24 protein-coding genes, 1 tRNA gene and 1 pseudogene are annotated in these 24,815 nt (G+C 69.4%); 24 read left to right on the plus strand and 2 right to left on the minus strand.

Features of this window, described 5'->3' with window-relative positions; all coding sequences use genetic code 11:
* Positions 1-278: 278 nt before the first annotated feature.
* On the plus strand, positions 279-581 hold the full coding sequence (locus P2H44_RS08925) for a hypothetical protein (protein WP_275763162.1): 303 nt from the start codon (positions 279-281) through the stop codon (positions 579-581).
* A 483-nt stretch (positions 582-1,064) separates the two neighbouring features.
* Here P2H44_RS08925 and P2H44_RS08930 read toward each other — a convergent pair whose 3' ends face one another.
* Positions 1,065-2,474, minus strand: a complete 1,410-nt coding sequence (locus tag P2H44_RS08930) for a dipeptidase (protein WP_275763163.1) — start codon at positions 2,472-2,474, stop codon at positions 1,065-1,067.
* Between the two features lie 453 nt (positions 2,475-2,927).
* Positions 2,928-3,368 (minus strand): tellurite resistance TerB family protein, encoded by a 441-nt coding sequence (locus tag P2H44_RS08935; protein ID WP_275763165.1) that lies wholly within the window; start codon positions 3,366-3,368, stop codon positions 2,928-2,930.
* 231 nt (positions 3,369-3,599) lie between these two features.
* On the opposite strand from P2H44_RS08935, the gene P2H44_RS08940 reads away from it, so the two are divergent.
* From P2H44_RS08940 to P2H44_RS09050, 23 genes and pseudogenes are all read left to right on the plus strand, one after another.
* Positions 3,600-3,676: transfer RNA gene (locus P2H44_RS08940), tRNA-Asp, on the plus strand.
* Between the two features lie 440 nt (positions 3,677-4,116).
* Positions 4,117-4,482: an NADH-quinone oxidoreductase subunit A gene (locus tag P2H44_RS08945; RefSeq protein ID WP_092862397.1), complete on the plus strand. Its 366-nt coding sequence runs from the start codon at positions 4,117-4,119 to the stop codon at positions 4,480-4,482.
* Positions 4,473-5,081 carry a NuoB/complex I 20 kDa subunit family protein gene (locus tag P2H44_RS08950; protein WP_275763166.1) on the plus strand — a complete coding sequence of 203 codons (609 nt, stop codon included), beginning with the start codon at positions 4,473-4,475 and terminating at the stop codon, positions 5,079-5,081. Before P2H44_RS08945 ends, P2H44_RS08950 begins: the two co-directional genes overlap by 10 nt.
* Before the next feature lie 40 nt (positions 5,082-5,121).
* On the plus strand, positions 5,122-5,727 hold the full coding sequence (locus P2H44_RS08955) for an NADH-quinone oxidoreductase subunit C (protein ID WP_275763167.1): 606 nt from the start codon (positions 5,122-5,124) through the stop codon (positions 5,725-5,727).
* A gap of 121 nt (positions 5,728-5,848) precedes the next feature.
* On the plus strand, positions 5,849-6,061 hold the full coding sequence (locus P2H44_RS08960) for a hypothetical protein (RefSeq protein ID WP_275763168.1): 213 nt from the start codon (positions 5,849-5,851) through the stop codon (positions 6,059-6,061).
* A gap of 1 nt (position 6,062) precedes the next feature.
* Positions 6,063-7,268 (plus strand): NADH-quinone oxidoreductase subunit D, encoded by a 1,206-nt coding sequence (locus tag P2H44_RS08965; RefSeq protein ID WP_275763169.1) that lies wholly within the window; start codon positions 6,063-6,065, stop codon positions 7,266-7,268.
* A gap of 48 nt (positions 7,269-7,316) precedes the next feature.
* Positions 7,317-8,402 (plus strand): NADH-quinone oxidoreductase subunit NuoE, encoded by a 1,086-nt coding sequence (gene nuoE, locus P2H44_RS08970; RefSeq protein WP_275763170.1) that lies wholly within the window; start codon positions 7,317-7,319, stop codon positions 8,400-8,402.
* A 16-nt stretch (positions 8,403-8,418) separates the two neighbouring features.
* The gene (locus tag P2H44_RS08975) at positions 8,419-8,664 is read left to right on the plus strand and encodes a DUF5337 domain-containing protein (RefSeq protein WP_275763171.1); all 246 of its coding nucleotides are present in this window, start codon (positions 8,419-8,421) and stop codon (positions 8,662-8,664) included.
* A gap of 5 nt (positions 8,665-8,669) precedes the next feature.
* Complete coding sequence (gene nuoF, locus P2H44_RS08980; protein ID WP_275763172.1) at positions 8,670-9,962, plus strand: NADH-quinone oxidoreductase subunit NuoF; 1,293 nt, start codon at positions 8,670-8,672, stop codon at positions 9,960-9,962.
* On the plus strand, positions 9,962-10,465 hold the full coding sequence (locus P2H44_RS08985; protein WP_275763173.1) for a DUF3291 domain-containing protein: 504 nt from the start codon (positions 9,962-9,964) through the stop codon (positions 10,463-10,465). Before nuoF ends, P2H44_RS08985 begins: the two co-directional genes overlap by 1 nt.
* A complete protein-coding gene (nuoG, locus tag P2H44_RS08990; protein WP_275763174.1) occupies positions 10,462-12,480 on the plus strand; it encodes an NADH-quinone oxidoreductase subunit NuoG in 2,019 nt (672 codons plus the stop codon). The genes P2H44_RS08985 and nuoG overlap by 4 nt, the downstream gene beginning before the upstream one ends.
* Positions 12,481-12,488: 8 nt before the next feature.
* Positions 12,489-13,514 carry an NADH-quinone oxidoreductase subunit NuoH gene (nuoH, locus tag P2H44_RS08995; RefSeq protein WP_275763175.1) on the plus strand — a complete coding sequence of 342 codons (1,026 nt, stop codon included), beginning with the start codon at positions 12,489-12,491 and terminating at the stop codon, positions 13,512-13,514.
* 13 nt (positions 13,515-13,527) lie between these two features.
* Positions 13,528-14,019, plus strand: coding sequence for an NADH-quinone oxidoreductase subunit NuoI (gene nuoI / locus P2H44_RS09000; RefSeq protein ID WP_275763176.1), 492 nt, complete (start codon positions 13,528-13,530; stop codon positions 14,017-14,019).
* A 59-nt stretch (positions 14,020-14,078) separates the two neighbouring features.
* Positions 14,079-14,540, plus strand: a complete 462-nt coding sequence (locus tag P2H44_RS09005; RefSeq protein WP_275763177.1) for a hypothetical protein — start codon at positions 14,079-14,081, stop codon at positions 14,538-14,540.
* 28 nt (positions 14,541-14,568) lie between these two features.
* Complete coding sequence (locus tag P2H44_RS09010) at positions 14,569-15,402, plus strand: sulfotransferase family 2 domain-containing protein (RefSeq protein ID WP_275763178.1); 834 nt, start codon at positions 14,569-14,571, stop codon at positions 15,400-15,402.
* A complete protein-coding gene (locus tag P2H44_RS09015) occupies positions 15,399-16,013 on the plus strand; it encodes an NADH-quinone oxidoreductase subunit J (RefSeq protein ID WP_275763179.1) in 615 nt (204 codons plus the stop codon). Before P2H44_RS09010 ends, P2H44_RS09015 begins: the two co-directional genes overlap by 4 nt.
* Positions 16,014-16,051: 38 nt before the next feature.
* On the plus strand, positions 16,052-16,369 hold the full coding sequence (gene nuoK, locus P2H44_RS09020; RefSeq protein ID WP_092862370.1) for an NADH-quinone oxidoreductase subunit NuoK: 318 nt from the start codon (positions 16,052-16,054) through the stop codon (positions 16,367-16,369).
* A 3-nt stretch (positions 16,370-16,372) separates the two neighbouring features.
* Entirely contained in the window at positions 16,373-18,349 is a 1,977-nt protein-coding gene (gene nuoL / locus P2H44_RS09025; protein WP_462976274.1) for an NADH-quinone oxidoreductase subunit L, read from the plus strand.
* A gap of 1 nt (position 18,350) precedes the next feature.
* Positions 18,351-19,862, plus strand: a pseudogene (locus tag P2H44_RS09030) (NADH-quinone oxidoreductase subunit M); the annotation flags it as partial.
* Positions 19,863-20,004: 142 nt separating this feature from the next.
* On the plus strand, positions 20,005-21,447 hold the full coding sequence (gene nuoN, locus P2H44_RS09035) for an NADH-quinone oxidoreductase subunit NuoN (RefSeq protein WP_275763181.1): 1,443 nt from the start codon (positions 20,005-20,007) through the stop codon (positions 21,445-21,447).
* Between the two features lie 4 nt (positions 21,448-21,451).
* On the plus strand, positions 21,452-22,198 hold the full coding sequence (locus tag P2H44_RS09040) for a biotin--[acetyl-CoA-carboxylase] ligase (RefSeq protein ID WP_275763182.1): 747 nt from the start codon (positions 21,452-21,454) through the stop codon (positions 22,196-22,198).
* A gap of 59 nt (positions 22,199-22,257) precedes the next feature.
* Entirely contained in the window at positions 22,258-23,037 is a 780-nt protein-coding gene (locus tag P2H44_RS09045) for a type III pantothenate kinase (protein WP_275763183.1), read from the plus strand.
* The gene (locus P2H44_RS09050) at positions 23,037-24,719 is read left to right on the plus strand and encodes a ribonuclease J (RefSeq protein ID WP_275763184.1); all 1,683 of its coding nucleotides are present in this window, start codon (positions 23,037-23,039) and stop codon (positions 24,717-24,719) included. The genes P2H44_RS09045 and P2H44_RS09050 overlap by 1 nt, the downstream gene beginning before the upstream one ends.
* The last annotated feature ends 96 nt before the right edge of the window (positions 24,720-24,815 follow it).

The raw sequence follows: 24,815 nt of genomic DNA on the forward strand, positions 1-24,815 counted from the left end.
GATTCGCGCGGGATCGAGGGCGATGGGCCGTGCCCGCTCAGGCGAGACGATGCGATTCCTCCGCCCCTGGAGGCGAGGCGCCCTCGCCGCTCGCGCAACGCGATGCGCCGCGTCCGCCCCCGCGGGGCGAGGCTCGTCCGACCGGCGGATCCGCCTTACCGCGCCCGAAGGCGTCGAACGCGGCGCCCGGTCGTCGCGTCCGCGGTTGCGGCGCGGCCTCGGGGCCGGGTAGGGGAGGCGAAAGGGGCGCCGGCCCCGCTGCGCTTCAGGAGACGCTCATGGGCGCCGACCAGCCCCGCCCCGCCCCCCGCCCCTCCGCCGACCCGCTGGATCCCCGCGGCCTGATCGCCGAGGCCTACCGCATGCCCGGGATCGACCCCGCGACCTGCCGCGCGATCTTCTTCGACTGGGCGCTGGGGCGCAGCGCGCCCGAGGGCGAGGCCGAGACGGTGCGCGCCCTGCACGACCGCTACGCGCCGGACCATCCCGAGCACCCGATGACGGCGGTGCTGGCCGAGGGCCTCGCCACCCTCGCCGCCGCCCCCGCCCGCACCGGCCGCCGCCGCCGCCGCGACCGCTGAGCCCGGCCGCCGCGGCCGCGACCGCTGAGCCCGGTCGCCGCCGCCGCGACCGCTAAGTCCGGCCGCCGCCGCCGCGACCGCTAAGTCCGGCCGCCGCCGTTTCGATCTCTGAGCCTGGCCGCCGCCGCAGCGACCGCTGAAGCCGCTCGCCGCCGTTGCAACTGCAGAGCCCGCCCGCCCGTCGGGAAGCCTTGCGCCGTGGGCGCCGGCGTCTTGCGGGGCTGCCATGGATCGCGGTCGGACTCTCGTCGAACGCGAGCGCGTCGGAGTGGGCGGTCGCGGAGCCGGGCATGCGCTGGAGCGAGGAGAGTCAGGCCAGTCGTGCGCCGGACTCGGCGCGGGCCGCCGGGCAGGGCGCCGCGGCCGGCTCGGCCTCGTCGTCCCACCAGGCTCCCTCCCGAGCCCCGCCGTCCTCCCGAAACGTGAACGGGGACGCCGGAGCGTCCCCGTCCCGTGCGGCCGCGTGGCGATCCCGGCCCCGCGTCAGCCCTTCTCGGCGAGCTGCGCGAGGATGCGGGCCCAAGCGCGGGCGCCCTTGCGGAAGCTCTCGAGGTCGTATTTCTCGTTCGGCGAGTGGATGCGGTCGTCGTCCAGCCCGAAGCCGATCAGCATCGAGGGCATGTCCAGAAGGGTCTGGAAATGCCCCGCCACCGGGATCGAGCCGCCCGAGCCGATGAAGGCCGCCTCCGTCTCCCACTCCGCCGACAGCGCCTGGCGCGCCGCCTCGAAGGAGGGCTTGGAGAAATCCATCACCGTGGCGCCGGCGCCGCCGTGGGGGTGCCACTCCACCGTGCAGTCCGGCGGCAGCTGCGCTTCGACGAAGGCGCGCAGGTTCTCGCGGATCTTCACCGGGTCCTGGCGCGAGACCAGACGGCAGGAGACCTTGGCGAAGGCCTGCGCGGGGATCACGGTCTTGAACCCCTCGCCCTCGTAGCCGCCGGAGATGCCGTTGAACTCGCAGGTCGGGCGCGACCAGATCATCTCCAGCGCCGAGCGGTCCTGCTCGCCCGCCGGGTGCGACAGCCCCACCTCGCCCAGGAACTCGGCGGCCGAGAAGGGCAGGGCCTGCCACTGGGCGCGGATCTCCTCGGGCAGCTCGTCGACGTCGTCGTAGAAGCCGGGGATCTGCACGCGGCCCTGGTCGTCGTGCAGCGAGGCGAGGATCCTCGCCAGCACCCGGATCGGGTTCGCAGCGGCCGAGCCGTACATGCCCGAATGCAGGTCGCGGTTGGCGGCATGGATCGTGATCTGCTCGCCCACCAGCCCGCGCAGCATGGTGGTGATGCCGGGCTTGCCCGGCGCGAACATGCCGGTGTCGCAGATCAGGGCGATGTCGCGCGACAGCTCCTGCGCGTTCTCCTTGAGGAAGGGCACCAGGTTCGGGGAGCCCGATTCCTCCTCCCCCTCGAACAGGATCGAGACCTTCGCGGGCAGCTTGCCATGCACCTTCACCCAGGCGCGGCAGGCCTCGACGAAGGTCATCAGCTGGCCCTTGTCGTCGGACGCGCCGCGGGCGCGGATCACCTTGCGGCCGTCGGGCAGCGTGTCGATCCTCGGATCGAAAGGCTCGGTGTCCCACAGCTTCAGCGGGTCGACCGGCTGCACGTCGTAGTGGCCGTAGAACAGCAGGCTGGGGCCGTCGGCGCCCTCCTCGGCGATCGCGTCGCCATGGGCCACCACCATCGCGTGGCCCGGCGTGGGGCGGACCTGCGCCTCGAACCCCAGCCCGTTCAGCTCGCCCGCCAGCCACTCCGCCGCCGCGGCGCAGTCGGCCTTGTAGGCGGGATCGGTGGAGATGGAGGGGAAGCGGAGCAGGTGGAACAGCCGCTCGAGCGCCGCGTCGAGATCCTGGTCGAGCGCGTCGAGCACGGCGGGAAGGGCGGGGTGGGTCATGGGAGGCTCCGGCAGGGAGAGGGCAGGCGTCGGGCGCGGAGCGTGGCGTCGGCGGGCCGGTTTTGCAACCGCGCAAGGGGGGAGAGGGCGAGGAGGCGCCCTGCGGGCGGGCTTGGGCCTGCGGCGGGCGGGCGCGCGCGGCTTCGGGCGGACTCGCGAGGGGCGAAAGGGAAGGCCGCTTCGGGAGCCCACCAGAGAACAGGCCCGCGCCCGTCCTCCGCAGCCGTCCGTCGCCGACGATGCCTGAGCCGCGGCGGGGGCCGGGTCAAGGACGAGCCGCGCAAGCGCGGTCGCTGCGCGATCCTTGACCCGGCCCCCGCCGCAGCTCCGATCGGCATCAGCGACGGACGGCTCCAGAGAACAGGCGCTCGACGCGGGCCGCTACGTGGCGCCGGGCGCGTGGGGCGGGCGGCGGGGACGACCTTCGGCGGGGAGCGACTCGGGGGGCGCGCGTCAGGCGCGCGCGGCGCGGCGGCGGGCGAGGGCGCTGTCCTGGTCGGAGACGCCGAGCAGGGGGGCGAGCTGGCGCAGGAAGGCGTCCTCCTCCGGCGCGCGCTCCCCGTCGGCGAGCGCCACGGCCCACAGCGCCTCGATCACGCCGGCGCGGTCCTCGTAGGGGACGGCCTGCTTGATCAGGCGGGTGAAGCGAACCGTGTCGGGGGCCTCGGCCTCCAGCGCCTCGGCCTCGTCCAGGAGCGCGCGGGCCTGCGCCTCGGGCAGGGCGTGGCGGGCGGCGAGCTGGGCGAGGATCTCGGCCCGCTCGCTCGCCTCGTACATCGAGTCGGCGCGCGCCGCGCGCACCATCAGCGCCGCCAGCGCCAGCCGCGCATCCTCGGTCCCCAGCCGGTCGGGCGGCTCGGGCTGGGCGAAGACGGCGAGAAGCGAGCGGAACATGAGGATCTCCCAGCGGCGGAGGGCGGATCGCGCGCCCGGACGCGGCCCGAAGGCCGGGCCCGGCGGCGCGCGGCGGACGCCTTTCATATGGGACGCGCCCCGCCCCGGGAAAGCGGACCTCACGGCATGCGGATTTCCGGGAATTTTCCCTGCGAAGGGGTATTGACGCCCCCGGCCCCGCCGAATATCAACCGCCCACTCCCGGCGGACATACACACCGGGACGGCGGCTGCGGTTGTAGCTCAGTTGGTTAGAGTACCGGCCTGTCACGCCGGGGGTCGCGGGTTCGAGCCCCGTCAACCGCGCCACCGCCGCCTTCTTCCCCGCGGGATCGGGTTCGCCCGGTCCCGCGGAGAGGAAAGCCCCAGGATCCCGCACGATCATCCCGACGCGATCCTGAAACGCTTTCTAAACCCTCTCCGATGCAGCCTTCGCCAGCCGGCGCGCGCGATGCGACTCCCGTCGCGGGCCATGGCGCGCCAGAGCGGCGACTCGCGATTCTTCTGCGGCGCAGCAAATGCTCCGTATGCAGCCGCATACGGCTGCGCGCCGTCGATTCCCGCGCCCGTTCAGACGCTTGCCGTCGCGCCCTTCGAAAAACGGCGGATTCGCCGCCCCAAATCCACCGCTTTCTTGGGGCCGCGCTTTGTTGACTGCCCCGCGGCGCGGCGATAGACGTGGCCCCGTCTCTGAAGGCCGAGGGCGCGCCGACGTCGGCGCCGGACCCGTACGGCCAGCGGGAGGGCCCATGGAAGACCTGCTCCGTGAATACCTTCCGATCCTGATCTTCCTCGCTCTGGCGATCGGGCTCGGCCTGGTGCTGATCCTCGCGGCGGTGGTGCTCGCCGTCCGCAGGCCGGACCCGGAGAAGATCTCCGCCTACGAATGCGGCTTCAACGCCTTCGACGACGCGCGCATGAAGTTCGACGTGCGCTTCTACCTGGTCTCGATCCTGTTCATCATCTTCGACCTCGAGGTCGCCTTCCTGTTCCCCTGGGCGGTCGCCTTCCAGGATGTCGGGCTGTTCGGCTTCTGGTCGATGATGATCTTCCTCGCGGTCCTGACCATCGGCTTCGCCTACGAGTGGAAGAAGGGAGCCCTGGAATGGGAGTGACGCCCACCGGACAGGGGACCGAGGCCAAGACCGTCGGCGCCTCGGGCGAATACGCCCCCGCCGCCAAGGCCTCGACCTGGCAGCCCGCGGCCGCGGGCGCCGACAAGGACATCTTCGCCCGGAACCTCTCGGACGAACTGGCGGACAAGGGCTTCCTGCTCACCACCGCCGACGACCTGATCAACTGGGCGCGCACCGGCTCGCTGTTCTGGATGACCTTCGGCCTGGCGTGCTGCGCGGTCGAGATGATGCAGACCTCGATGCCCCGCTACGACGTCGAGCGCTTCGGCTTCGCGCCCCGCGCGTCGCCGCGCCAGTCCGACGTGATGATCGTGGCGGGCACGCTGACCAACAAGATGGCCCCGGCGCTGCGCAAGGTCTACGACCAGATGCCCGAGCCGCGCTACGTGATCTCGATGGGCTCCTGCGCCAACGGCGGGGGCTACTACCACTATTCCTACTCCGTGGTGCGCGGCTGCGACCGGGTCGTTCCGGTCGACATCTACGTGCCCGGCTGCCCCCCGACGGCCGAGGCGCTGCTCTACGGCATCCTTCAGCTTCAGCGAAAGATCCGGCGCACCGGGGTGATCGCCCGCTAAGCGGGCGGACCCCAGCGACCAGCCAGGAGATCCCGAACAGATGTCAGAAGCCCTCGCCGAAATCGCCGCCCTGATGGAAGCGCGGCTGCCCGAGGCGGTCGTCTCCCATTCCATCGCGGTGGGCGAGCTGACGGTGATCGTAGCGCTCGACAAGCTGCCCGAGGCGGTGAAGTTCCTGCGCGACGACCCGGCCTGCCAGTTCACCACGCTGGTGGACGTCTCCGGCGTCGACTGGCCCGCGCGCGAGCAGCGCTTCGACGTGGTCTACCACTTCCTGTCGATGCGCCAGAACCTGCGCATCCGCCTGAAGGTCCACGTGCGCGAGGACGAGATCGTCCCCTCGATCGTGAACCTCCACCCCTCGGCCAACTGGTTCGAGCGGGAGACATTCGACATGTACGGCGTCTACTTCTCGGGCCATCCCGACCTGCGCCGGATCCTGACCGACTACGGCTTCCGCGGCCACCCGCTGCGCAAGGACTTCCCCACCACCGGCTACGTCGAGGTCCGCTACGACGAGGCCGCCAAGCGCGTGGTCTACGAGCCGGTGAAGCTGACCCAGGACTACCGCCAGTTCGACTTCATGAGCCCCTGGGAAGGCGCCGAGTACATCCTGCCCGGCGACGACAAGGCGGGGGCGAAGTGATGGACTTTGCGGCTGAACTCGTCGCCCTTCTTGCAGCGGCGCTGCCCTTGGCGCATTGGGCTCTTTCCCAAAAGAAATCTGGGCGCGCACTGTTTCAGGGCGCAACCAAGCTGGTGATGCAATGATGCAGGGCGAAGGCCACTTCTTCGCGTTCGGCATGTCGGGCTGGCTGGTCTGGCTGATCGGCGCCGCGCTGGTGGTGGTACCGTTCTGGAAGCTGCTGCCCCGTTTCGGCGTGCCGTCCTGGCTCGCGCTGTTCTCGTTCATTCCGCTGGTGGCGATCATCCTGCTGTGGGTGATGGCGCTCCGCGATCCCGCCAAGGAGGCTCGCTGACATGGACGGCTCCGATTTCCAGACCGCCGAGCAGCGCATCCGCAACTTCAACCTGAACTTCGGCCCGCAGCACCCCGCGGCGCACGGCGTTCTGCGCATGGTGCTCGAGCTCGACGGCGAGATCGTCGAGCGGACCGATCCGCATATCGGCCTGCTGCATCGCGGCACCGAGAAGCTGATGGAGAGCCGCACCTACCTGCAGAACCTGCCGTATTTCGACCGGCTCGACTACGTGGCCCCGATGAACCAGGAGCATGCCTGGTGCCTGGCCATCGAGCGTCTGGTCGGCGTCGAGGTTCCGCGCCGCGGCCAGCTGATCCGCGTGCTGTTCTGCGAGATCGGCCGCATCCTCAACCACCTGCTGAACGTGACCACGCAGGCCATGGACGTGGGCGCCCTGACGCCCCCGCTCTGGGGCTTCGAGGAGCGCGAGAAGCTGATGGTCTTCTACGAGCGCGCCTGCGGCGCCCGTCTGCACGCGGCCTATTTCCGCCCCGGCGGCGTCCACCAGGACCTGCCCGAGCAGCTGCTGAAGGACATCTGGGACTGGTGCGACCCGTTCCTGGAGGTCGTCGACGACCTCGAGGGGCTGCTCACCGACAACCGCATCTTCAAGCAGCGCAACGTCGACATCGCCGTGATCTCCAAGGAGGAGGCGATGGCCTGGGGCTACTCGGGCGTGATGGTGCGCGGCTCCGGCATGGCCTGGGACCTGCGCCGCGCGCAGCCCTACGAGTGCTACGACGAGATGGAGTTCCAGATCCCCGTGGGCAAGAACGGGGACTGCTACGACCGCTACCTCTGCCGCATGGAAGAGATGCGCGAGAGCGTGAAGATCATGCGCCAGTGCATTGAGAAACTGGACAAATGCAAGGGCGAGCCGGTCCAGCACAAGGGCAAGCTCTCCCCCCCGAAGCGGTCGGACATGAAGACCTCGATGGAGGCCCTCATCCACCACTTCAAGCTCTACACCGAGGGGTTCCACGTGCCGGCCGGCGAGATCTACGCCGCGGTCGAGGCCCCCAAGGGCGAGTTCGGCGTGTACCTCGTCTCCGACGGGTCCAACAAACCCTACCGCGCCAAGCTGCGCGCGCCGGGGTATGCGCACCTCGCCTCCATGGATCACATCTGCAAGGGCCACCAGCTGGCGGACGTCTCCGCCATCCTGGGCTCGCTCGACATCGTGTTCGGGGAGGTGGACCGGTAAGGGCCCCGCGCCCGCCCGTCCCTCCCCGCGCCTGAAGAAGAGAACCACATGCTGCGCCGCCTGCACCACGAACAGCCCGAGAGCTTCGCCTTCACTGAGGCGAACCTGGAATGGGCGAAGACGCAGATCGCCAAGTACCCCGAGGGTCGCCAGGCCTCGGCCGTGATCCCGCTCCTGTGGCGCGCCCAGGAGCAGGAGGGCTGGATCTCGCGTCCGATCATCGAGACGGTCGCCAAGATGCTGGACATGGCCAACATCCGCGTCCTCGAGGTCGCCTCCTTCTACTTCATGTTCCAGATGGCGCCGGTCGGCCGCTACAACGTGCAGGTCTGCGGCACCACCACCTGCATGATCTGCGGGGCCGAGGACCTGATCGCCGTCTGCAAGGAGAAGATCGGGCCCAAGGCGCACACGCCCTACCGCGACGGCCTGTTCTCGTGGGAGGAGGTCGAGTGCCTCGGCGCCTGCGCGAACGCGCCCATGGTCCAGATCGGCAAGGACTTCTACGAGGACCTGACCGCCAAGCGCCTGGGCGAGATCCTCGACGAGCTCGCCGCCGGCCGCGTGCCGACCCCGGGCCCGCAGAACGGCCGCTACGCCTCCGAGCCCAAGACCGGCCTCACCGCGCTGATCATCCCCGAGGGCGAGAGCCGCAACCGGCTCAACGCCTCGGTGCAGCTCGCCACCGCGCTCGAGGACGGGCAGACCCGCATCCAGGGGACCGAGCCGGTCGCCTCGGCCTCGGTCATCAACTCCGACATGAGCGCGGACGCCCCCGCCAAGGCTCAGCCCGCGCAGGAGCCCTCGGCCCCGCCGCAGCCCGAGCCCGAGGTCGAGCATGACCACGAGGCGCGGCCCGAAGGCTCCGAGACGCTCGAGGCGATGCAGCCCGCGGCGCTCGCCGAGGCCATCGACGGCAAGCCCGACGACCTGAAGGCGATCACCGGCATCGGCCCGGCGATCGAGACGAACCTGAACGCCGTCGGCGTCTTCCACTACAGCCAGATCGCCGGGTGGACCGACGCCGAGGTGGCCTGGATCGAGTCGAACGTGGCCGGCGCCGCCGGCCGGCCGACCCGCGACGACTGGCGCGGGCAGGCGAAGGCGCTGGCCGATCAGGCCGGCGGGAACTGAGAACGGGCCGGGGGGCATGAGCGTGGCCGGGAAGCCGGACAGGGAAGCGGACAGGGCGCAGACGCGGCTGGCGAGCATCGTCATCGCCGTCGCCATGCTCCTGTGGCTTGCGCTGAGCTTCCTGGGCGGCGAACTGGGGCTCGCGCCCCGCTTCGCCATCCTGCTCGACATGCTCTGCCTGGCCGCGCTGGGCTGGGCTCTGGTGACCCTGTTTCTGGTCTGGCGCCGGCGGGAAACCGACCGGGGCGCCGATAAGGAGTGACGCGAATGCTGCGGGACGAAGACCGGATCTTCCAGAACATCTACGGGATGCGCGACCGCACGCTGAAGGGCGCGCAGGCGCGCGGGTGCTGGGACGGAACGGCCGACATCCTGGCGCGCGGACGCGACGCCATCATCGACGAGATGAAGAAGTCCGGCCTGCGCGGCCGCGGCGGCGCGGGCTTCCCCACGGGCCTGAAGTGGTCCTTCATGCCCAAGGAATCCGACGGCCGCCCCCACTACCTGGTGGTCAACGCCGACGAATCCGAGCCCGCGACCTGCAAGGATCGCGAGATCATGCGCCATGACCCGCACACCCTGATCGAGGGCTGCGTGGTCGCCGGCTTCGCCATGGGCGCGCATGCCGCCTACATCTACATCCGCGGCGAGTTCATCCGCGAGCGCGAGGCCCTGCAGTCCGCGATCGACGAGTGCTACGACGCGGGCCTGCTGGGCCCCGACGCCCACGGCTGGGGCTTCGACGTCTATCTCCACCACGGCGCCGGCGCCTACATCTGCGGCGAGGAGACGGCCCTGCTCGAGAGCCTCGAGGGCAAGAAGGGCATGCCGCGCCTCAAGCCCCCGTTCCCGGCGAACACCGGCCTCTACGGCTGCCCGACGACGGTGAACAACGTCGAGTCCATCGCGGTCGCCCCCACCATCCTGCGCCGCGGCGGGGAGTGGTTCGCGGGCTTCGGGCGCAACAACAACGCCGGCACCAAGCTCTTTGGCCTGACCGGGCACATCAACACGCCCTGCGTCGTCGAGGAGGCCATGTCCATCCCGATGCGCGAGCTGATCGAGAAGCACGGCGGCGGGGTGCGCGGCGGCTGGAAGAACCTCAAGGCCGTCATCCCCGGCGGCGCGTCCTGCCCGATCATCCCGGCCTCGCAGTGCGAGGACGCGATCATGGACTACGACGGGATGCGGGAGCTGAAATCCAGCTTCGGCACCGCCTGCGCCATCGTCATCGACCAGCAGACCGACGTCATCAAGGCCGTCTGGCGCCTGGCCAAGTTCTTCAAGCACGAGAGCTGCGGCCAGTGCACGCCGTGCCGCGAGGGCACCGGCTGGATGATGCGGGTGATGGACCGCCTGGTGACCGGCGACGCCGAGATCGAGGAGATCGACATGCTCCTCGACGTCACCAAGCAGGTCGAGGGCCACACCATCTGCGCGCTCGGCGACGCCGCCGCCTGGCCGATCCAGGGCCTGATCCGCCACTACCGCGGCGAGATCGAGGACCGGATCAAGGCCAAGAAGACCGGGCGCATCTCGGCCGCGGTGGCGGCGGAGTGATGCAGCCCGCCGCCCATCATCTCGCCGCCTTCAACCTCGGGAGGCTGCTCCATGACTGGGACGACGCCCGCGTCGCGCCCTTCAAGGACGCGCTCGACCGGGTGAACGCGGTGGGGGAGCGCAGCCCGGGCTTCGTGTGGCGTCTCGACGACGTCGCGATGGAGGCCGCGCAGCTCGACCCCGCGGGCGCGCTGGGCGGCGATCCGCGCATCGCCTCCGCCCTCTCGGTGTGGGAGAGCGTCGAGGCGCTGGAGAGATTCGTGTTCAGGACCGTGCACGGGCGCTTCTACGCCCGCGGTCCCGAGTGGTTCGAGCCGTGGGCGACCCCGCGGCTGGTGATGTGGTGGGTCCCGGTCGGCCATCGCCCCTCGGTCGAGGAGGGCGTCGCCCGTCTGCGTCGTCTCGAAGCCGAGGGCGACACGGACGAAGCGTTCGGCTGGTCCCATCTGGAACAGGCGCGGCTCTGGAAGACCCGGGGTTGCGGAGCGGCGGAGGCGGCATGAGCGACCTCAAGAAAATCAGCATCGACGGCCAGGAGATCGAGGTCGACGGCGCCATGACCCTCCTGCAGGCCTGCGAGGCCGCGGGGGTCGAGGTGCCTCGCTTCTGCTACCATGAGCGCCTGTCGATCGCCGGCAACTGCCGCATGTGCCTCGTCGAGGTGAAGGGCGGGCCGCCCAAGCCCGCCGCCTCCTGCGCCATGCAGGTGCGCGACCTGCGCCCCGGGCCGGAAGGCCAGGCGCCGGAGGTGTTCACCAACACGCCGATGGTCAAGAAGGCCCGCGAAGGGGTGATGGAGTTCCTGCTCATCAACCACCCCCTCGACTGCCCGATCTGCGACCAGGGCGGCGAGTGCGACCTGCAGGACCAGGCGATGGCCTACGGCGTCGACTTCTCGCGCTACCGCGAGCCCAAGCGCGCCGCCGTGGACATGGACCTCGGGCCGCTGGTCGGCACCTGCATGACCCGCTGCATCTCCTGCACCCGCTGCGTGCGCTTCATCACCGAGGTCGCGGGCGTCCCCGAGATGGGCCAGACCGGCCGCGGCGAGGACTCGGAGATCACCAACTACCTCGCGCAGACGCTGACCTCGGAGCTGCAGGGCAACATCATCGACCTGTGCCCGGTCGGCGCGCTGACCTCGAAGCCCTACGCCTTCACCGCCCGGCCCTGGGAGCTGAAGAAGACCGAGACCATCGACGTGATGGACGCGCTGGGCGCCAACATCCGCGTCGACGTGCGCGGCCGCGAGGTGATGCGCATCCTGCCCCGCAACCATGACGGGGTGAACGAGGAGTGGCTCGCCGACCGCTCCCGCTTCGTGTGGGACGGCCTGCGCCGCCAGCGCCTCGACAAGCCCTACGTGCGGGTCGACGGCAAGCTGAAGCCCGCCACCTGGGCGCAAGCGTTCGAGGCGATCGCCGCCGCCGCCAAGGGCAAGACCGTCTCGGGCCTGGTCGGCGACCTCGCCTCCACCGAGGCCGCCTTCGCGCTCAAGACCCTGGTCGAGAGCCTGGGCGGCGTGGTCGAGAGCCGCCTGAACGGCGCGATGCTGCCCGCCGACAACCGCGCCGCCTACGCCGGCACCGCGACGATCGAGGATCTCGAGACCGCGGATCGCATCCTGCTGGTGGGCGTCGACCCGCGCTCCGAGGCGCCGGTGCTGAACGCGCGCATCCGCAAGGCCTGGCTGAACGGCGCCACGATCGGCCGGATCGGCGCGCGCAACGACCTGACCTACGACGTCCATCACGCCGGCGAGGGCAAGGCCGCCCTCCAGGCCGTGCTCGACATGGACAATGCCGAAGAGAACCACGACCTGAACACGGTCGTGGTGGTCGGGCAGGGCGCGCTCGCCCGCGCCGACGGTCTCTCGATCCTGGCGATGGCGCAGGAGATCTGCGCCAAGACCAAGTCGGGCCTGCTGATCCTGCACACCGCCGCCAGCCGCGTCGGCGCGCTCGACCTGGGCTGCGTCGCCGAGGGCGGCGTGCAAGAGGCGCTGAAGGCCGACGTGATCTTCAACCTCGGCGCGGACGAGGGCGACCTTCCCGCCGGTCCCTTCGTGGTCTACCAGGGCTCGCACGGCGACCGCGGCGCGCACCGCGCCGACGTGATCCTGCCCGGCGCCGCCTGGACCGAGGAGTCGGGGATCTTCGTGAACACGGAAGGCCGTCCGCAGATGGCCAACCGCTGCGGCTTCCCCCCGGGCGACGCGCGCGAGAACTGGGCGATCCTGCGCGCCCTCTCGGCCACGCTCGGGCAGACGCTGCCCTTCGACAGCCTCTCGGCGCTGCGCGCCAAGATGTTCGAGGCGGTCCCCCACCTGGGCCTCATCGACGAGGTGCCCGTCAACGAGGGTCCGGCGCTTCCCGCCGGCGAGATCGACGACGCGGCCTTCATCGCCCCGGCGTCGGACCACTACCTGACCAACCCGATCCAGCGCGCCTCCACCGTCATGGCCGAGCTTTCCCGGCTGAAGGCGGACCGTGAGGCGCAGCCGATGGCCGCGGAGTAACCGAACCCATGGAAGACGCCGGCTTCTGGACCTCCTACGCCCTCCCTGGCCTGATCATCCTGCTTCAGTGCCTGGTGGTGACGGTCTGCCTTCTCGTCTCGCTCGCCTTCCTGCTCTGGATGGACCGCAAGGTCTGGGGCGCGGTGCAGCTTCGCAAGTCGATCAACGTGGTCGGCCCCTTCGGCCTGCTCCAGTCCTTCGCCGACTTCATCAAGTTCGCGATGAAGGAGATCGTGGTCCCCGCCGGCGCGGACAAGACCGTGTTCTTCCTGGCGCCGCTGATCTCCTTCGTGCTGGCCACCATCGCCTGGGCGGTGGTGCCCTTCAACGAGGGCTGGGTGGTCTCCGACATCAACGTCGGCATCCTGTTCATCTTCGCCGTGTCCTCGCTCGAGGTCTACGGCGTGATCATGGGCGGCTGGGCGTCGAACTCGAAATACCCGTTCCTGGGCGGACTGCGCTCCGCCGCGCAGATGATCTCCTACGAGGTTTCGATCGGCCTGATCATCGTGGGCATCCTGATCTCCACCGGCTCGCTGAACCTCTCGGCCATCGTCGAGGCGCAGCGCGGGGACTACGGCCTGTTCTCCTGGTACTGGCTGCCGCACTTCCCGGTGATGATCATGTTCTTCATCTCGGCGCTCGCCGAGACCAACCGCCCGCCCTTCGACCTCCCCGAGGCGGAGTCGGAGCTGGTGGCCGGCTACCAGGTCGAATACTCCTCGACCCCGTACCTGCTGTTCATGATCGGCGAGTACATGGCCATCACGCTGATGTGCGCGCTGATGACCACGCTGTTCTTCGGCGGCTGGCTGTCGCCGATCCCGGGTCTGCCGGACGGCATCTTCTGGTTCGTCCTCAAGGCGGTGTTCTTCTTCTTCATGTTCGCCATGGTGAAGGCCGTCGTCCCCCGCTTCCGCTACGACCAGCTGATGCGCATCGGCTGGAAGGTGTTCCTGCCGCTGTCGCTGGGCTGGGTGGTCGTGGCCGCCGCGCTCGCGCAGTACGGCGTCCCCGGCTACGCCCGCTGGTAAGGAGAAACCGCAGATGGCTTTCACCGCCGCCCGCGCCGCGCGCTACTTCGTGCTCGCCGACTTCATCGGCGGCTTCAAGCTGGGCTTCAAATACTTCTTCAAGCCCAAGGCGACGCTGAACTACCCGTTCGAGAAGGGCCCCCTCTCGCCGCGCTTCCGCGGCGAGCATGCCCTGCGCCGCTATCCCAACGGCGAAGAGCGCTGCATCGCCTGCAAGCTGTGCGAGGCGATCTGCCCCGCGCAGGCGATCACCATCGAGGCCGAACCGCGCGAGGACGGCTCCCGCCGCACCACGCGCTACGACATCGACATGACGAAATGCATCTACTGCGGCTTCTGCCAGGAAGCCTGCCCGGTGGACGCCATCGTCGAGGGTCCGAACTTCGAGTTCGCGACCGAAACGCGCGAGGAGCTCTTCTACAACAAGGAGAAGCTGCTCGAGAACGGCGAGCGCTGGGAGCGGGAGATCGCCCGCAACCTCGAGCTCGACGCGCCCTACCGCTGACGGGAACCGCAGGGGCATGGCGCATGACGTGGAACCGGGGGGACGGAAGGAGATGGCCGATGATGCGCCGTATCGCGACCGCCTGCCTCGGCGCGCTTGCGCTCGCGGGCTGCACGACGGGCGAGCCGACGCCCACGCTGAAGGACCGCATGGATCCGCGCATGGGCCTGACCGAGCGCGAGATCGTGCAGGAGCTGGGCGTGCCGGACGCCGAGCTGACCACGGGCGCCGAGACGCCGGACGTCACGGACGACGTGCGCTCGCTGCGCTGGTCGAACCGACGGGTCGTGGCCTGGGACGAGCCCTGGGGCCCCTGGCCGCCCTACCAGCCCGGCGGGCTGGGCACCCGCTCCACCCGCTACGGCGGGCCGGGGATGTACGGGGGCTGGGGCTGGCCGGGCCCGTACTACAGAACACGGGTCGCGGAATACGCCTGCGACCTGGAGATCGACTTCACGCGGACCGCCGCGGACGCGCCGTGGCGGGCCTCCGCCTGGCGGGCGCGCGGGAACGCCTGCTGATGAACGCCGTCATGGAAGGGGAGGCGTGATGATCATTTCCGACGCCCACCGGATGGCTTTCGTCCATATCCCGAAGTGCGCAGGAACCAGCTTGCGCGACATGCTCGCGCCGTTCCACGACCAGTCCAACGTGTTCGAGTTTTGGCACCAGCACCCGCGCTGGGGCGGACGCATCGATCTGATGCACGTGCCCATGGCGCAGTTGGTCGAGTTCTTCCCGTTCGCCTACGCGAAGGTCCATACTTACCGCAGCTTCGCCGTTGTGCGCGAGCCGAAAGCACGCTTCGTATCCTCGCTAGCGGAGCATCTGCGCCATCGCACCACGAAGGACCTTCCGCACCTGTCCTATGAACTTGTGCGCCGCACAGCCCGGAAGCTGATCCGCCGCTTCCGCGCTGGCGCTGACCCCTGGCGCGACGTGTCGACCGTGCATTTCCAGCGCCAAGTCGACTACGTCGCTCTCAACGGCCAGCGGGTCGTGGACTTGCTCGTTCCTATGGAGCGTGTCGACGACATTCCTGCGCTGCTCGAGGCGCAGTTCGGCCTGCCTATCGGCCACCTCGAGGTCAGGCACGCGAACCGTACGTGGGGCGCGGGCGAGGACAAGAAGCGCCCTCGCCGTCCGCAGCTGCGAACCCGCGCGGTGATGTGGAGCCGCAGCCTCGGGTTGGGGCCCGCGGCGGGCGACGCCGCAAGGGACCGGCTTCTGGAAGACGCTGAGATCGCGTCGTTTATCGCAGATTACTACGCGGAGGACGCCGAGCTCTACGCCTCTGCGCGCGGGACGCTTGCCGCCTCCCAACTCCAGATCATGACGTTCGGGCGCCTCGCGCCTGCTGTCGAGAAGGACGCTCCAGCATGACCGTGGCGACGCTCGCCTTCTATCTCTTCGCCTGCACGGCCATCGCCGCGGGCCTGATGACCGTCCTGGCCCGCAACCCGGTCCACTCGGTCCTGTGGCTGATCCTGGCCTTCTTCTCCTGCTCGGGCCTGTTCGTGCTCGTGGGGGCGGAGTTCGTGGCGATGCTGCTGGCCATCGTCTACGTGGGCGCGGTCGCGGTGCTGTTCCTGTTCGTGGTGATGATGCTCGACGTCGACTTCGCCGAGCTGCGCGCGGGCATGACCGACTATCTCCCCGTCGGGCTGCTGATCGGGCTGGTGCTGCTGATCCAGCTGGGCCTGGTCGCGGGCCAGTGGGTCTTCGCCGACGCCGCGCCCGAGCTTCGCGCCGCCGTCGCCCCGATCCCGGCCGAGGTGGAGAACACCCGCGCGCTCGGGCGGCTGATCTACACGGACTACGTCCTGCTGTTCCAGCTCGCGGGCATGGTGCTGCTGGTGGCGATGATCGGCGCGATCGTGCTGACCCTGCGCCACAAGGCCGGCATCAAGCGCCAGGACGTGGTCAAGCAGATCTACCGCGAGCGGCACGAGGCCATCGAGCTCAAGGACGTGAAGCCCGGTCAGGGCCTCTGAACGACACGCCGCGGGACGGCAAGCTGAAAGGGAACGCGATGGAAAGCGCGGGCATCGGCATCGAGCACTACCTGACCGTGGCGGCGATCCTGTTCGTCACGGGCATCTTCGGGATCTTCCTCAACCGGAAGAACATCATCGTCATCCTGATGTCGATCGAGCTGATGCTGCTCGCGGTCAACATCAACTTCGTGGCCTTCTCGGCGCATCTGGGCGACCTCGCGGGGCAGGTGTTCACCCTGTTCGTGCTGACCGTCGCCGCCGCCGAGGCCGCGATCGGTCTCGCCATCCTCGTCTGCTTCTTCCGCAACCGCGGAAGCATCGCGGTCGAGGACGTCAACATGATGAAGGGATAAGGGATGCTCGAGAGCCTGACGCTCTTCATCCTGCTGGGGCCGCTGGCGGGGGCGATCCTCGCCGGCTTCGGCAAGAACATGCTCGGCGACAAGGGCGCCATGATGCTGACCACCGGCATCATGATGCTCGCCGCCGTCTTCGCCTGGATCGTCTTCTTCGCCCTGCCGGAGGAGACCGAGAAGCTGGTGCTGTTCCGCTGGCTCGACAGCGGTTCGCTGACCGTCGACTGGGGCATCCGCCTCGACCGGCTGACCTCGGTCATGCTGGTGGTGGTGTGCTCGGTCTCGGCGCTCGTGCACCTCTACTCCATGGGCTACATGGAGGAGGACGACAGCAAGCCGCGCTTCTTCGCGTACCTGTCGTTCTTCTCCTTCGCGATGCTGGCGCTGGTCACCGGCGACACGCTGCTGCAGCTGTTCTTCGGCTGGGAAGGGGTGGGCGTCGCCTCCTACCTGCTGATCGGCTTCTGGTGGAAGAAGCCCTCGGCCAACGCCGCGGCGATGAAGGCCTTCATCGTCAACCGCGTGGGCGACTTCGGCTTCCTGCTGGGCATCTTCACGCTGTTCTTCGTGGTCGACTCCATCGACCTCGACACGATCTTCGCCGCCGCGCCCGAGCTTGCGCGCACCGAGCTCCACTTCCTGTGGACCTCGTGGAACGCGGCCGAGCTCGCCTGCTTCCTTCTCTTCATCGGCGCGATGGGCAAGTCGGCGCAGCTCCTGCTGCACACCTGGCTGCCCGACGCGATGGAGGGTCCGACCCCGGTCTCGGCCCTGATCCACGCCGCCACCATGGTGACCGCGGGCGTCTTCCTCGTCTGCCGCATGTCGCCGGTGATGGAGTTCGCGCCCAACACCCAGGTCTTCATCGTGGTGATCGGCGGCATGACCGCCTTCTTCGCCGCGACCGTCGGCCTGGTGCAGAACGACATCAAGCGCGTCATCGCCTACTCGACCTGTTCGCAGCTGGGCTACATGTTCGTGGCCGCGGGCGTGGGCTACTACCAGGCGGCGATGTTCCACCTGTTCACGCACGCCTTCTTCAAGGCGCTGCTGTTCCTCGGCGCCGGCTCGGTCATCCACGCGATGCACCATGAGCAGGACATGCGGAAGTACGGCGGGCTTCGCCACAAGATCCCCGTCACCTTCCTGTGCATGACGCTGGGCACGCTCGCCATCACCGGCGTGGGCATCCCGTTCAGCTACGACCTGCTGCACCTGCCGCTGGGCTTCGCCGGGTTCGTGTCGAAGGACGCGATCATCGAGGGCGCCTACGCCTCGCACAACGTCGCCGCGGGCTTCGCCTTCACCATGCTGGTGATCGCCGCCGCCTTCACCTCCTTCTACTCTTGGCGGCTGGTCTTCATGACCTTCTTCGGCGAGACCCGGGACAAGAAGCACTACGACCACGCGCACGAGAGCCCCTCGGTGATGATGTGGCCGCTCTACCTGCTGTCGGCGGGCGCGGTGCTCGCGGGCATGGTGTTCTACTATCCCTTCATCGGGGGCGAGAGCGCCGAGGCCTGGTTCAACACCGCCATCTTCATGGGCGAGGGCAACCACGTCATGCATGACAGCCACGGCGTCCCGGCCTGGGTGAAGCTTTCGCCCTTCGTCGCGATGCTGGGCGGCCTGGTCACGGCCTGGATCTTCTACATCAAGGTCCCGTCGCTGCCGCGCGAGCTGGCCGAGCGCCATGACGGCCTCTACCGGTTCCTGCTCAACAAGTGGTACTTCGACGAGCTCTACGACTTCGTCTTCGTCCGGCCCGCCAAGTGGATCGGCAAGACCCTGTGGAAGAAGGGCGACGGCTTCGTCGTCGACGGCATCATCAACGGTCTGGCGATGGGCGTGGTGCCCTTCTTCACCCGGCTCGCGGGCCGGGGGCAGTCCGGCTACGTCTTCCACTACGCGTTCGTGATGCTGATCGGCGTCTCGATCCTGATCACCTGGCTGAGCGTCGGCGGGGGGACGCACTGAGATGGACAACATCCTCACGCTGGTGACCTTCCTGCCCCTGATCGGGGCGCTGGTCCTCATCCTTGTTCTGCGCGGCGAAGACGCCGCGGCCCAGCTCAACGCCAAGGTGGTGGCGCTCATCACCACCACGGCGACCTTCCTGCTGAGCCTCGTCATCCTGGGCGGCTTCGACAGCTCCAACCCCGACTTCCAGTTCGTGGAGCAGGGGGAGTGGCTGATGGGCCTCTCCTACAAGATGGGCGTCGACGGGATCTCGATCCTGTTCGTGATGCTGACCACCTTCCTGATGCCCATCGTGATCGGCGCCTCCTGGCACGTCACGACCCGGGTGAAGGAGTACATGGCCTGCTTCCTCATCCTCGAGACGCTGATGCTCGGCGTCTTCTGCGCCCTCGACATGTTCCTGTTCTACATGTTCTTCGAGGCCGGCCTGATCCCGATGTACCTGATCATCGGCATCTGGGGGGGCAAGGACCGCATCTACGCCTCGTTCAAGTTCTTCCTCTACACGCTGCTCGGCTCGATCCTGATGCTGGTGGCGATGATCGCCATGTACTGGGACGCCGGCACCTCCGACATCCCGGCGCTGCTCGCCCACCAGTTCTCGGCCGAGCCCTTCACCCTGATGGGCTGGCAGATCCTGGGCGGCATGCAGACGATGCTCTGGGTCGCCTTCTTCGCCTCCTTCGCGGTGAAGATGCCGATGTGGCCGGTCCACACCTGGCTGCCCGACGCCCACGTGCAGGCCCCCACGGCCGGCTCGGTGGTGCTGGCGGCGATCCTGCTGAAGATGGGCGGCTACGGCTTCCTGCGCTTCTCGCTGCCGATGTTCCCCGTGGCGTCCGAGCTGATGACGGACTTCGTCTTCTTCCTCTCGGTCGTGGCGATCATCTACACCTCGCTGGTCGCGATGATGCAGGAGGACATGAAGAAGCTGATCGCCTATTCCTCCGTCGCCCACATGGGCTTCGTGACCATGGGCATCTTCGCGGCGAACCAGCAGGGCGTCGACGGCGCGATCTTCCAGATGCTGTCGCACGGCTTCATCTCCGGCGCGCTCTTCCTCACCGTCGGCGTGATCTACGACCGCATGCACACCCGTGAGATCGCGGCCTACGGCGGCCTCGCGGTGCGCATGCCGGCCTTCGCCGTGGTCTTCATGCTGTTCACCATGGGCAACGTCGGCCTGCCGGGCACCTCGGGCTTCATCGGGGAGTTCCTGACCATGGCCGGCACCTACCAGGTCTCGACCTGGGCGGCGCTCGGGGCGGCGACCGGCGTGATCTTCTCGGCGGCCTATGCGCTGTGGCTCTACCGCCGGGTCGTCTTCGGCGACCTGATCAAGGAGAGCCTGAAGCAGATCGCCGACATGACCCGGCTGGAGAAGGCGCTGTTCGCGCCGCTGGTCGCGGGCACCCTGCTGCTGGGCGTCTATCCCTCGCTGATCACCGACGTCTTCGGCCCCTCGGTCGAGCATCTGGTGGGCGGCGTGGACCAGGCGGTCGCCCAGGCGCGGGACCATGGCATCATCACCACCGCGGACGCGGCGCCGACCCTGATCGAGGCCGCCGAGGGGGCCGAGGCCGGGGGCCACGGCGCCGGTCATGGCGGCGGCAACGACGCGGGCGGCCACGCCCCGCAGGGGACGCACTGACATGCTGAGCCAAGACATCTCCGTCATCCTGCCCGAACTGCTGCTCGCGATCTTCGCGATGGCGGCGCTGATGGCCGGCGCCTACGGGCAGGGCGACAAGTGGGCCGGGCCGATCACCTGGCTGACCGCCCTGTTCCTGGCGATCCTGGGCGCGGTCGACGGGCTGACCGGCGGCACGCACACCGCCTTCGCCGGCAGCTTCATCGACGATCCCTACGCGCGCTTCGCGAAGGTCATCATCCTGTTCGGCGCGGCGATCATCCTGCTGCTGTCCGACGGCTACATGCGCAAGCACAAGATCATGCGGTTCGAGTATCCGGTGCTCGTCGCGCTGTCGGTGCTGGGCATGATGGTGATGGTCTCGGCCGGCGACCTGATGGTGCTCTACATGGGGCTCGAGCTTCAGTCGCTCGCGCTCTACGTGATCGCCGCGATCCGCCGCGACAGCCTGCGCTCGACCGAGGCCGGCCTGAAGTACTTCGTCCTCGGCGCCCTGTCCTCGGGCATGCTGCTCTACGGCGCCTCGCTCGTCTACGGCTACACCGGCGCCACCAACTTCGCCGCCATCGCCGAGGTGGCCGAGCACGAGACCTCGATGGGCCTGCTGTTCGGCCTGGCGTTCCTGTGCGCGGGCCTGGCCTTCAAGATCTCGGCCGCGCCCTTCCACATGTGGACCCCCGACGTCTACGAGGGCGCGCCGACCCCGGTCACCGCCTTCTTCGCCACCGCCCCCAAGGCGGCCGCGGCGGCGCTGTTCGCCCGCGTCCTCTACGACGGGTTCGGGGGGGCGGCGCACGACTGGGGCCAGATCCTGTCGTTCCTCGCCGTCGCCTCGATGTTCCTGGGCTCCATCGCCGCGATCGGGCAGAGCAACATCAAGCGCCTGATGGCCTATTCCTCCATCGCGCACATGGGCTTCGCGCTGGTCGGCCTCGCCGCCGGCACGCCCGCGGGCGCGGCCTCGCTGCTGATCTACGTGGCGATCTACGTGACCATGAACGTCGGCGTCTTCGCCTTCATCCTGACGATGGAGCGGGACGGCAAGCCGGTCACCCAGATCTCCGACCTCGCGGGCCTGTCCAAGACCCGTCCGGCCGCGGCCATCGCCATGCTGGTGCTGTTCTTCTCGCTGGCCGGCATCCCGCCGCTGGTGGGCTTCTGGGGCAAGTACTACGCGTTCTCGGCGGCGGTCGAGGCGGGGATGATCCCGCTCGCGGCCGCGGGCGCGGTCGCCTCGGTCATCGGCGCCTTCTACTACCTGCGCATCGTCAAGATCATGTTCTTCGACGAGGTCGGCCAGGGCCTGACCGGCCCGATGCCGCTGACGCATGGCGTGGCGCTGGCGGTCTCGGCGGTGGTCATCGCGGTGGGCGGCATGCCGCTGGTCAACATGTTCGGCGTGCCGGAGGCCGCCGCCGCGGCCGCCGCCTCGCTGATCCACTGACCTGATGGACGTCTGGCCCGCGGGCTACGGACGCGAGGTCCTCGAGCAGACCGGCTCCACCATGGACGACGCGCGGGCGAAAGCCCGCGCGGGCGAACCGGGGCCGGTCTGGATCATGGCGAAGCTGCAGACCGGCGGCCGCGGCCGCCGGGGCAACGCCTGGAAGGATCCCGGCGGCAACATGGCCGCCACCCTGCTGATCCGCCCGCGGATGACCGCGCGCGAATCCGCCCAGCTCACCTTCGTCTCCGCCCTCGCCGTCGCCGACCTCGCAGGCCGCTTCGCGCCCGCCGCCCAGGTGGCGCTGAAATGGCCCAACGACGTGCTGGTCGAGGGGGGCAAGATCGCCGGCATCCTGCTCGAGTCCGAAGGGCAGGGGGCCGAGCCCGCCTGGGTCTCGATCGGGATCGGCGTCAACCTCGCCTCCCGCCCCCCCGGCGATCCGGCCGCGGCCTTCCCGCCGATCTCCTTCGCCGACCTCGGCGTCGCCGTCCCCACGCCCGAACAGGCGCTCGACGCGCTCGCCGCCGCCTTCGCCCATTGGCTCGAGCGCTACCGCGCCGAGGGCTTCGCGCCCCTGCGCGACGCCTTCCTCGCGCGCGCCGCGCGCCTGGGCCAGCCGATCGTCGCGCGCCTGCCGAAAGAGACGATCGAGGGCGTCTTCGCCGATCTCGACGAGGACGGCCGGCTCGTTCTGGACACCCCGCAGGGCGCGCGCAGAATCGCGGCCGCGGACGTGTTCTTTCCCTGAGGAAACACCCCCCCGCCGGGCCGCCGCGCGGGACGAAGCGGAGCGGGAGGAGACCGGCCATGCTTCTGGCGATCGACGTGGGCAACACCAACAGCGTGTTCGCCATCCATGACGGCACGGCCTTCCTGGCCGACTGGCGCTGCGCCACCGACGTGAAGCGCACGGCGGACGAGTATTTCGTCTGGCTCCGCCAGCTGATGGAGCATCACGGCATCTCGTCCAAGCAGATCGACGCGGTGGTGATCTCCTCGACCGCGGCGGGCACGATGTTCAACCTGCGCGTCCTCGCCGACCGCTACTTCGGCGTGCGCCCCATCGTGGTCGGCAAGCCAGAGACCAAGGTCGGCATCGACATCCGCGTCGATCCCGGCGCGCGGGTGGGCGCGGACCGGCTGGTCAACACGCTCTCGGCCTTCCGCACCTACGGGGGCGAGGTGGTGGTGATCGACTTCGGAACCGCCACCACCATCGACGTGGTGGGGGCCGACGGAGCCTATGAAGGGGGCATCATCGCGCCCGGCGTGAACCTCGCGCTCAAGGCGCTGGAGAACGCCGCGACCGCCCTGCCTGAGATCGACGTGACCAAGCCCGAACAGGTGATCGGGCTGAATACGGTTGCGTGCATGCAATCAGGCATCTACTGGGGCTACGTGTCCCTCATCGAAGGGCTCTGCCGTCGGATCATGGACGAGCGGGGCCGCAAGATGAAGGTGATCGCGACCGGGGGTCTCTCGCCGCTGTTCGCGCGCGGAACCGACGTGATCGACGCGGTCGACGGCGACCTGACGCTCAGGGGCCTGGCCGCCATCTATGAATTGAACAAACAAGGCAAGACTTGATGTCTGACGCATCCGACCTGGTCTTCGTGGCGCTTGGCGGCGCCGGCGAGATCGGGATGAACATGTATCTCTACGGCCATGGCCAGGGCGCGGCGCGCCGCTGGATCATGGTCGACTGCGGCGTCGGCTTCGGCGACATGGAGACCTCTCCCGGCATCGAGCTGGTGATGGCCGACCCCTCCTTCATCGCCGACCAGGCCGACAAGCTGGTGGCGATCTTCGCCACCCACGCCCACGAAGACCACATCGGCGGCCTCGGCCGCCTGTGGCCCCAGCTCAAGGCCCCGATCCACGCCCGCCCCTTCACCGGCCTGCACATCCGCCGCAAGCTGGAGGAGGCCGGCGTCGACCCGCGCTGCCTCAACATCGTGCAGCCGGGCGAGACGATCGAGGCCGGGCCCTTCAAGGTCCGCTTCCAGCCCGTCACCCACTCGATCCCCGAGGCCGCGAGCCTGGTGATCGACACGCCCTCGGGCCGGATCGTGCACACCGGCGACTTCAAGGTCGACGACGATCCCCAGGTGGGCGCGCCCTTCGACCTCGAGGCGTTCCGCGCCATCGGCGCCCAGGGTGTGCAGGCCATGGTCTGCGACTCGACCAACGTCTTCCTGCCCGGCCACGGCGGCTCGGAGTCGGAGGTGGTCAAGCCGCTGGCCGAGGTGATCCGCTCCGCCAAGGGGGCCGTGGCCGCCACGACCTTCGCCTCGAACGTGGCGCGCCTGCGCTCGATCGCCATGGCGGCGTCCGAGTGCGGCCGCGCCATCGTTCTGGTGGGCCGCGCGATGGAGCGCATGGTCGCCGCCGCGGTCGAGACCGGGGAGCTGCGCGACTTCCCCCGCACCATCTCCGACCACGAGGCCAAGGAGGTCCCGGCGGAGCATGTGCTCTACCTGGTCACCGGCTCCCAGGGCGAGGGGCGCGCGGCGCTGGCGCGCATCGCGTCCGGCTCCCACCCCACCGTCCGGCTGGGGGAGGGGGACATGGTGATCTTCTCCTCCAAGACCATTCCGGGCAACGAGCCGGGCGTGGTGAAGCTGTGGAACCAGCTCTCCGAGCGCGGCGTGCGCGTGGTGGACGAGAACTCGCCCGAGCTCACGGGCCGCATCCACGTCTCCGGCCACGCCCGCAAGGAGGACCTGCGCGTCCTCTACGAGGCGCTTAAGCCGAAGATCGCGGTGCCCATGCACGGCGAGCATCGCCACCTGGTCGAGCATTCGGCCTTCGCGGCCTCCCTCCAGGTGCCGGCGATCCCCGCGCCCAACGGAACCGTCGTCGCCATCGCCGGCGACCGGCCGGAGATCGTGGACCAGGTGCCGGTGGGCCGCCTCTACCTCGACGGCGACACGCTGGTCGGGGCGATGGACGGGGTGGTGCGCTCGCGCCTGAAGATGGCCCGCCAGGGCCACGTGGTCGCGGCACTGGTCGTGGACGAGAAGGGCGAGCTCCTGGCCGACCCCGAGATCCGCATCCTCGGCGGCCCGCAGGAGAACGAGCGCTGGCCCGCCCCGCTCGAGGCGCTGGTCTACGAGGCCGTGGACGAGGCGGTCGAGGGCCTGCCCAAGCGCCGCCGCTCCGACAAGGACGTCGAGGAGGTGGCCGCCCGCGCCGTGCGCGCCGTCTGCGCCCGCCGCTGGGGCAAGCGCCCCGTGGTGACGGTCATCGTCACCCGCCTCGAGGACTGATCCCCGCTGCCGGGCGGGGGCCGCAGGCCCTCGCCCGGACGGCGACGCGGTCCCGATCCGGGTCCGCTTTTCTCGGGCGCGAGGCGTTCGGTCCCG

The sequence above is a fragment of the Albimonas marina genome (genome assembly GCF_029223255.1).
Lineage (GTDB): Bacteria > Pseudomonadota > Alphaproteobacteria > Rhodobacterales > Rhodobacteraceae > Albimonas.

Excerpts from the sequence above, each read along its gene's own strand:
- P2H44_RS08925 (WP_275763162.1), top strand. The coding sequence starts at position 279 with ATGGGCGCCGACCAGCCCCGCCCCGCCCCCCGCCCCTCCGCCGACCCG.
- P2H44_RS08945 (WP_092862397.1), top strand. The coding sequence starts at position 4,117 with ATGGAAGACCTGCTCCGTGAATACCTTCCGATCCTGATCTTCCTCGCT.
- nuoI (WP_275763176.1), top strand. The coding sequence starts at position 13,528 with ATGGCTTTCACCGCCGCCCGCGCCGCGCGCTACTTCGTGCTCGCCGAC.
- nuoE (WP_275763170.1), top strand. The coding sequence starts at position 7,317 with ATGCTGCGCCGCCTGCACCACGAACAGCCCGAGAGCTTCGCCTTCACT.
- nuoN (WP_275763181.1), top strand. The coding sequence starts at position 20,005 with ATGCTGAGCCAAGACATCTCCGTCATCCTGCCCGAACTGCTGCTCGCG.
- nuoG (WP_275763174.1), top strand. The coding sequence starts at position 10,462 with ATGAGCGACCTCAAGAAAATCAGCATCGACGGCCAGGAGATCGAGGTC.
- P2H44_RS08985 (WP_275763173.1), top strand. The coding sequence starts at position 9,962 with ATGCAGCCCGCCGCCCATCATCTCGCCGCCTTCAACCTCGGGAGGCTG.
- P2H44_RS08930 (WP_275763163.1), bottom strand. The coding sequence starts at position 2,474 with ATGACCCACCCCGCCCTTCCCGCCGTGCTCGACGCGCTCGACCAGGAT.
- nuoF (WP_275763172.1), top strand. The coding sequence starts at position 8,670 with ATGCTGCGGGACGAAGACCGGATCTTCCAGAACATCTACGGGATGCGC.
- P2H44_RS09050 (WP_275763184.1), top strand. The coding sequence starts at position 23,037 with ATGTCTGACGCATCCGACCTGGTCTTCGTGGCGCTTGGCGGCGCCGGC.
- P2H44_RS08955 (WP_275763167.1), top strand. The coding sequence starts at position 5,122 with ATGTCAGAAGCCCTCGCCGAAATCGCCGCCCTGATGGAAGCGCGGCTG.
- nuoH (WP_275763175.1), top strand. The coding sequence starts at position 12,489 with ATGGAAGACGCCGGCTTCTGGACCTCCTACGCCCTCCCTGGCCTGATC.
- P2H44_RS08975 (WP_275763171.1), top strand. The coding sequence starts at position 8,419 with ATGAGCGTGGCCGGGAAGCCGGACAGGGAAGCGGACAGGGCGCAGACG.
- P2H44_RS09010 (WP_275763178.1), top strand. The coding sequence starts at position 14,569 with ATGATCATTTCCGACGCCCACCGGATGGCTTTCGTCCATATCCCGAAG.
- P2H44_RS09005 (WP_275763177.1), top strand. The coding sequence starts at position 14,079 with ATGATGCGCCGTATCGCGACCGCCTGCCTCGGCGCGCTTGCGCTCGCG.
- P2H44_RS09015 (WP_275763179.1), top strand. The coding sequence starts at position 15,399 with ATGACCGTGGCGACGCTCGCCTTCTATCTCTTCGCCTGCACGGCCATC.
- P2H44_RS08965 (WP_275763169.1), top strand. The coding sequence starts at position 6,063 with ATGGACGGCTCCGATTTCCAGACCGCCGAGCAGCGCATCCGCAACTTC.
- nuoL (WP_462976274.1), top strand. The coding sequence starts at position 16,373 with ATGCTCGAGAGCCTGACGCTCTTCATCCTGCTGGGGCCGCTGGCGGGG.
- nuoK (WP_092862370.1), top strand. The coding sequence starts at position 16,052 with ATGGAAAGCGCGGGCATCGGCATCGAGCACTACCTGACCGTGGCGGCG.
- P2H44_RS08935 (WP_275763165.1), bottom strand. The coding sequence starts at position 3,368 with ATGTTCCGCTCGCTTCTCGCCGTCTTCGCCCAGCCCGAGCCGCCCGAC.
- P2H44_RS09040 (WP_275763182.1), top strand. The coding sequence starts at position 21,452 with ATGGACGTCTGGCCCGCGGGCTACGGACGCGAGGTCCTCGAGCAGACC.
- P2H44_RS08960 (WP_275763168.1), top strand. The coding sequence starts at position 5,849 with ATGATGCAGGGCGAAGGCCACTTCTTCGCGTTCGGCATGTCGGGCTGG.
- P2H44_RS08950 (WP_275763166.1), top strand. The coding sequence starts at position 4,473 with ATGGGAGTGACGCCCACCGGACAGGGGACCGAGGCCAAGACCGTCGGC.
- P2H44_RS09045 (WP_275763183.1), top strand. The coding sequence starts at position 22,258 with ATGCTTCTGGCGATCGACGTGGGCAACACCAACAGCGTGTTCGCCATC.